We start from the raw sequence: 4,425 nt of genomic DNA, 5'->3' as shown, positions 1-4,425 counted from the left end.
TGTTACCCGCGTTGTGGGATGGGCTAATGACGTGGAATATCAAGAAGACAACGTTTGATTTTTCGAGTCCCATTATCCATCGCTATAGCATGCTGGCTCTGAGCACCGGGGGCATTTTGTTGGTGATGGGGTTATTCGCGCCATTGGCTATTCCGCCAGGGGTGCTGCCATCTATGATCATCGGCTTGGCATTGATGGCAGGTTTGGCATTAAGTCATTTGCAGAAGAAGATTTGATGGCTGCCTTCACTAATTATTGTCTGAGTTGTACTCTTAAAACCTTCAAAAATTCGGCATCTAGCTGACCACTGAACCTGCCAATCCCAAGGCATTCTTCACTTCTCAATTCAAACAACGAGGAGTGGCTATGGAGCCTGTGAGTATTCCATCTTATATCGATGATCCGCCGCACTTTCTGCTCTGGAGTGCCGATGAGATGGCTCCCATTCTCTTGGGGTTAGTCATTGGCATTTTTACTGGTAATGCCTTGGTGTTATGCCTGCTGGGGTTGGTGACCACCAAACTCTATCGGCGTTTTCGTGATGGTCGCCCTGATGGTTTTATTTTGCATGCCATCTATTGGGCTGGATTGCTGCCTACGAAGGCCAAGACGATCCCTAATCCCTTTATCAGGAGCTATCTCCCGTGAAGTTCGATGTGTTTTTTAAATCATGGCACGGCACGCAATTGGAAAACCGTTGGCAACGGTTGCTGATTGCAGTGCTGGTGCTATCTAACTTATTGCTCGCGATAGCGGCATTTTCACGTCATACCGTGGTGGCTATTCAGCCGCCAACCTTGTCTGAAACTGCTGAAGTATCCCGCAATCAAGCAACGCAACCTTACCTTGAATCCTGGGGGCTTTACCTGGCAGAGCTCATGGGCAATGTCACGCCGGGTAACGTGTCCTTTATTCGTGGCACCATTGAACCGCTGCTTTCTCCCACTGTGTATCAACAAGTGGTGGATGCCGTAGAAATTCAGGCACGACAAATCCGTGAAGACCGAGTCACGCTCAAATTCCAACCCAGACAAGTCGAGTATGAATACGAGTCAGGTCATGTGTTTGTGACGGGTTATTCTTTGGTTTCTGGGCCTTCTGGCGATGAGCAACGTCAAACTCGCACCTATGAGTTTGACATTGATATTGAACAATATCGTCCAAAGCTTAATTGGATGGACACCTATGAGGGCCAAGCACGAACCAAACGAGTTCGTGAAAAGTTGACCCAAGAACAAAACCGGAGGGTGAATGATGCGAACCAACATTAGTCGATTGACGATGCCAAGCGTAATTGTGATGAGTTTGTTTGGCGCTCTGTTGTCACTAACGTCCTATGCTGATGTGGAATTGCCGATGGTGCCAGCCAGTGTGATGAACCAGACCTCAACGGAGATACAACCGGAGCGGAGCAACACCGCTGCTGCAACTTCGCCAACTATGCTAATGTTGATCCCCGGGGTCAATGAGCTTATCCCTGTGGCTCTTGGGCATCTGAACCGGATTGTAACACCGTTTGATTCACCTCAAGTGAGAACCACTAGTGATGCACAGACACAGATCAAAGGCAATGTGGTCTATGTCGCTACGGATAAAGAAACCCCTGTATCCTTGTATGTCACGCCATCTGATCAGGAAGCTCCCGCTTTATCGGTCACGTTGGTGCCTCGTCGCATTCCCCCGCGTGAAATTACTTTGTCCATCGCTGGCCAGCAATGGCCAAAATTAGGTGTCGTTAACCGAAAAGCTGCGACTTGGGAAATGGCTCAGCCTTATGTGGACAGCTTACGTGATTTGTTTCGAAGCCTTGCCCTCAATGAGTTACCGCAAGGTTATGACATTCGATTAGCGGGTAAGACAGATCCAAGTCCTACCTGTTTTCAACCAGGCTTAAAGTTTAGCTTTAAGCAAGGGCAGATGGTTACAGGTCATTACTTCACTGTCTATGTCGGACTTGTTGAAAGCATTGCCGATGAACCGGTTGAAGCCAGTGAAATAGCCTGTCATTCACCAGAGATGGTCGCGAGTTCATACTGGCCTCGTAATATCTTGTTACCCGGTGAAAAAACTGAGCTATATGTGGCTGTGCGCAATCCTCAACAAGAAACGGTGGAAAGCCTGCGTCCTTCGCTTTTAATGGGAGGTGAATAATGATGAAAGTTCCATGGGAACAACTCAACCCAAACATGAAGCGAGGTCTATCCATTGCGAGCATTGCTGGTGGCCTCATCCTATTGGTGATGATGTTTTCTCCTAATCCTGATGAGGGTGCGGGAGGTCATAACCGACAAGAAACGATTAGGCACATACTCACGGATACGAATACCCGTCATGTTGGGGTCGATAGCTTGGCAGCGAATGTAAAGTTGTTGAGTGAACGCAATGAACAATTACGGCGAGAAGTGGAACGCTTACGTCGTGACGTGGACTCTGGTCGCATGAGTCCAAGTACGTTGTCTAGCTCGAGCGAGCACAATGCTGAAGTGGTTCGACTCAGAACAGAACTCGAAGAAGTGAGAAGCAGTCAGGGGGCGGCATCTGAACATGCTAATGTCCCTTTGGAAGTGCCGATATCGGTTATGGCAATACCGATAGAAGATAAGTCGATGCCGTCTAATCCTGATGAATACTTTGCCAATGCTCCGTTGCCTGATTTGGCATATCAGCCGTCTGTGAGCGATCAAGGAACACGAGTAAGGAATGCCCCCTTGCCGCCAATCACTATCCGTATGATTGAAGCTGATGCTGTTGTGGAGCCTGAGGATATTGTGAAGGAAGCCGCGCCGTTGTACTTGCCTGCGGGTAGCATTATTTCAGGCACACTGATCACTGGTCTAGATGCGCCGACCCATGAATCAGCAAGGCGTGAGCCATTTCCTGCATTGCTTCGAATTCAAAAACAAGCCATTTTACCCAACCGCTTTAGTGCGGACATCAAAGAATGCTTCTTAATTGCGGCCGGCTTTGGTGACTTGAGTTCTGAGCGAGCCTATTTGCGTGGCGAGACTATCTCGTGTGTTCGAGAGGATGGCGGCGTGATTGAAACGAGGCTGGATTCTTATGCTGTAGGTGAAGATGGCAAAGCCGGTATTCGTGGGCGTTTAGTGTCCAAACAAGGCCAGTTGGTGGCCAAATCTATGATGGCGGGTTTTCTTCAAGGCTTAGCTGGCGCATTTGATGTGAATCCGGTGCCGACGATTCAGACTGGTAATGTCGGTGATACTCAGTTGTATCAGCAAGTTATGAGCCAAGAAGCCTTGCAGGGAGCTGCTATTAAAGGCACGGGCAAAGCGTTGGACCGTGTGGCCAAGTTTTATTTAGACATGGCCGAAAATATGTTTCCGGTCATTGAAGTGGATGCCGCCAGAAAAATAGACGTGATTGTCACTCGCGGAGCTTCTTTGTCATTGGCGACTGTTGCAGGGAAGAGGGCAAAAAGATGAAAAAATCCTGCATGTTGCTAACCGATCGCAGTCCGTTTCAGACAATAAGATGGGTATCCAGAGGAGAGTTAACCATGATCACATCAATGCAGCATAACTCAAAGCACCAGTCAAAACAGTGGACTAAAGTTGGATTATTGGAATTGGCCATTGGCTTAATCCTCTTGTCGGGCTGTGGTTCATTAGGATTGGGTCGCAATGAATATGGCTGCTCAGGTATGCCTGACGGTGTGCGCTGTATATCTGCTCGTGAAGTGTATGAGCAAACTAGCAATAGCGCAGTGCCCCAGACAATCAATGCTGTGGCGGCTCGAATTGGTTCTCCCTCTGGGTATTCACAAGCTGATTTAGAGACAGGACTGCTAAGCCATCCAGCATTACCTGAGACGCAACAATCTGCACCTATTCGCATTCCTTCAAGGGTGATGCGGATTTGGATTGCGCCTTGGGAGGATGACCGTGGGGATCTGAATTTATCCAGCTACGTGTTTACCGAAATTGAACCGCGCCGGTGGGATATTGGGGTGTCAGCACCTCGAACGGTTTCGCCAGTGCTACGTCCACTTCAGACTCAAAACGAGCCAGCCTCAGCGGGAGTTGATGGTAAGCGCGATAACTTGAGTAACTACGGAGAAACTAACGAATGACAAATGTAGTTCGCAACATGCAAACTCAGCGCCTAATGACCATTGGTGCGCTTGGTTTGATGGCGTTAATGATGTCGGAGCCCTCATTTGCGGGCACCGGAGGTGATGCTTTCACTGATGTGTGGGATACCCTAAAAGATTGGACTCAAGGTACTTTGGGACGGATCGTTGCGGGAGCCATGGTTTTAGTGGGTATTGTGGGCGGTATTGCTCGTCAGAGCTTGATGGCATTTGCATTGGGCATTGGTGGCGGTATGGGCCTCTACAATACGCCAACAGTCGTTGAAAGTGTGATGTCTGCAACCTTACCTATTGTTGCCTGCACTCAAGAAGTC

The 4,425-nt window shown here is 48.8% G+C and carries 7 protein-coding genes; all 7 read left to right on the top strand.

Annotation, left to right across the window (positions count from 1 at the left end; genetic code table 11):
- Positions 1–236 (top strand): DUF4400 domain-containing protein (locus ACRCZA_RS13400; protein WP_438674917.1); only part of this gene is annotated, 236 nt, incomplete at its 5' end.
- A 130-nt stretch (positions 237–366) separates the two neighbouring features.
- Positions 367–648, top strand: coding sequence for a type IV conjugative transfer system protein TraL (gene traL / locus ACRCZA_RS13395; protein ID WP_000433891.1), 282 nt, complete (start codon positions 367–369; stop codon positions 646–648).
- Positions 645–1,271: a TraE/TraK family type IV conjugative transfer system protein gene (locus tag ACRCZA_RS13390; RefSeq protein ID WP_438674916.1), complete on the top strand. Its 627-nt coding sequence runs from the start codon at positions 645–647 to the stop codon at positions 1,269–1,271. The genes traL and ACRCZA_RS13390 overlap by 4 nt, the downstream gene beginning before the upstream one ends.
- Positions 1,255–2,151: a hypothetical protein gene (locus ACRCZA_RS13385; protein ID WP_438674919.1), complete on the top strand. Its 897-nt coding sequence runs from the start codon at positions 1,255–1,257 to the stop codon at positions 2,149–2,151. Before ACRCZA_RS13390 ends, ACRCZA_RS13385 begins: the two co-directional genes overlap by 17 nt.
- 2 nt (positions 2,152–2,153) lie before the next feature.
- Positions 2,154–3,443 (top strand): TraB/VirB10 family protein, encoded by a 1,290-nt coding sequence (locus tag ACRCZA_RS13380; RefSeq protein ID WP_438674918.1) that lies wholly within the window; start codon positions 2,154–2,156, stop codon positions 3,441–3,443.
- A gap of 74 nt (positions 3,444–3,517) precedes the next feature.
- Positions 3,518–4,090: a type IV conjugative transfer system lipoprotein TraV gene (gene traV / locus ACRCZA_RS13375; protein ID WP_438674915.1), complete on the top strand. Its 573-nt coding sequence runs from the start codon at positions 3,518–3,520 to the stop codon at positions 4,088–4,090.
- On the top strand, positions 4,087–4,425 hold a 339-nt coding region (gene traA, locus ACRCZA_RS13370; protein ID WP_438674914.1), incomplete at its 3' end, for a TraA family conjugative transfer protein. The genes traV and traA, both read left to right, overlap by 4 nt.

The organism is Shewanella sp. (assembly GCF_051658185.1).
GTDB lineage: Bacteria > Pseudomonadota > Gammaproteobacteria > Enterobacterales > Shewanellaceae > Shewanella.
This window is presented reverse-complemented; position numbering and strand designations above follow the sequence as displayed.

What these genes read in the sequence shown, in the direction of transcription:
- traL (WP_000433891.1), top strand. Translation starts at nt 367, where the DNA reads ATGGAGCCTGTGAGTATTCCATCTTATATCGATGATCCGCCGCACTTT.
- ACRCZA_RS13385 (WP_438674919.1), top strand. Translation starts at nt 1,255, where the DNA reads ATGCGAACCAACATTAGTCGATTGACGATGCCAAGCGTAATTGTGATG.
- ACRCZA_RS13380 (WP_438674918.1), top strand. Translation starts at nt 2,154, where the DNA reads ATGAAAGTTCCATGGGAACAACTCAACCCAAACATGAAGCGAGGTCTA.
- traV (WP_438674915.1), top strand. Translation starts at nt 3,518, where the DNA reads ATGATCACATCAATGCAGCATAACTCAAAGCACCAGTCAAAACAGTGG.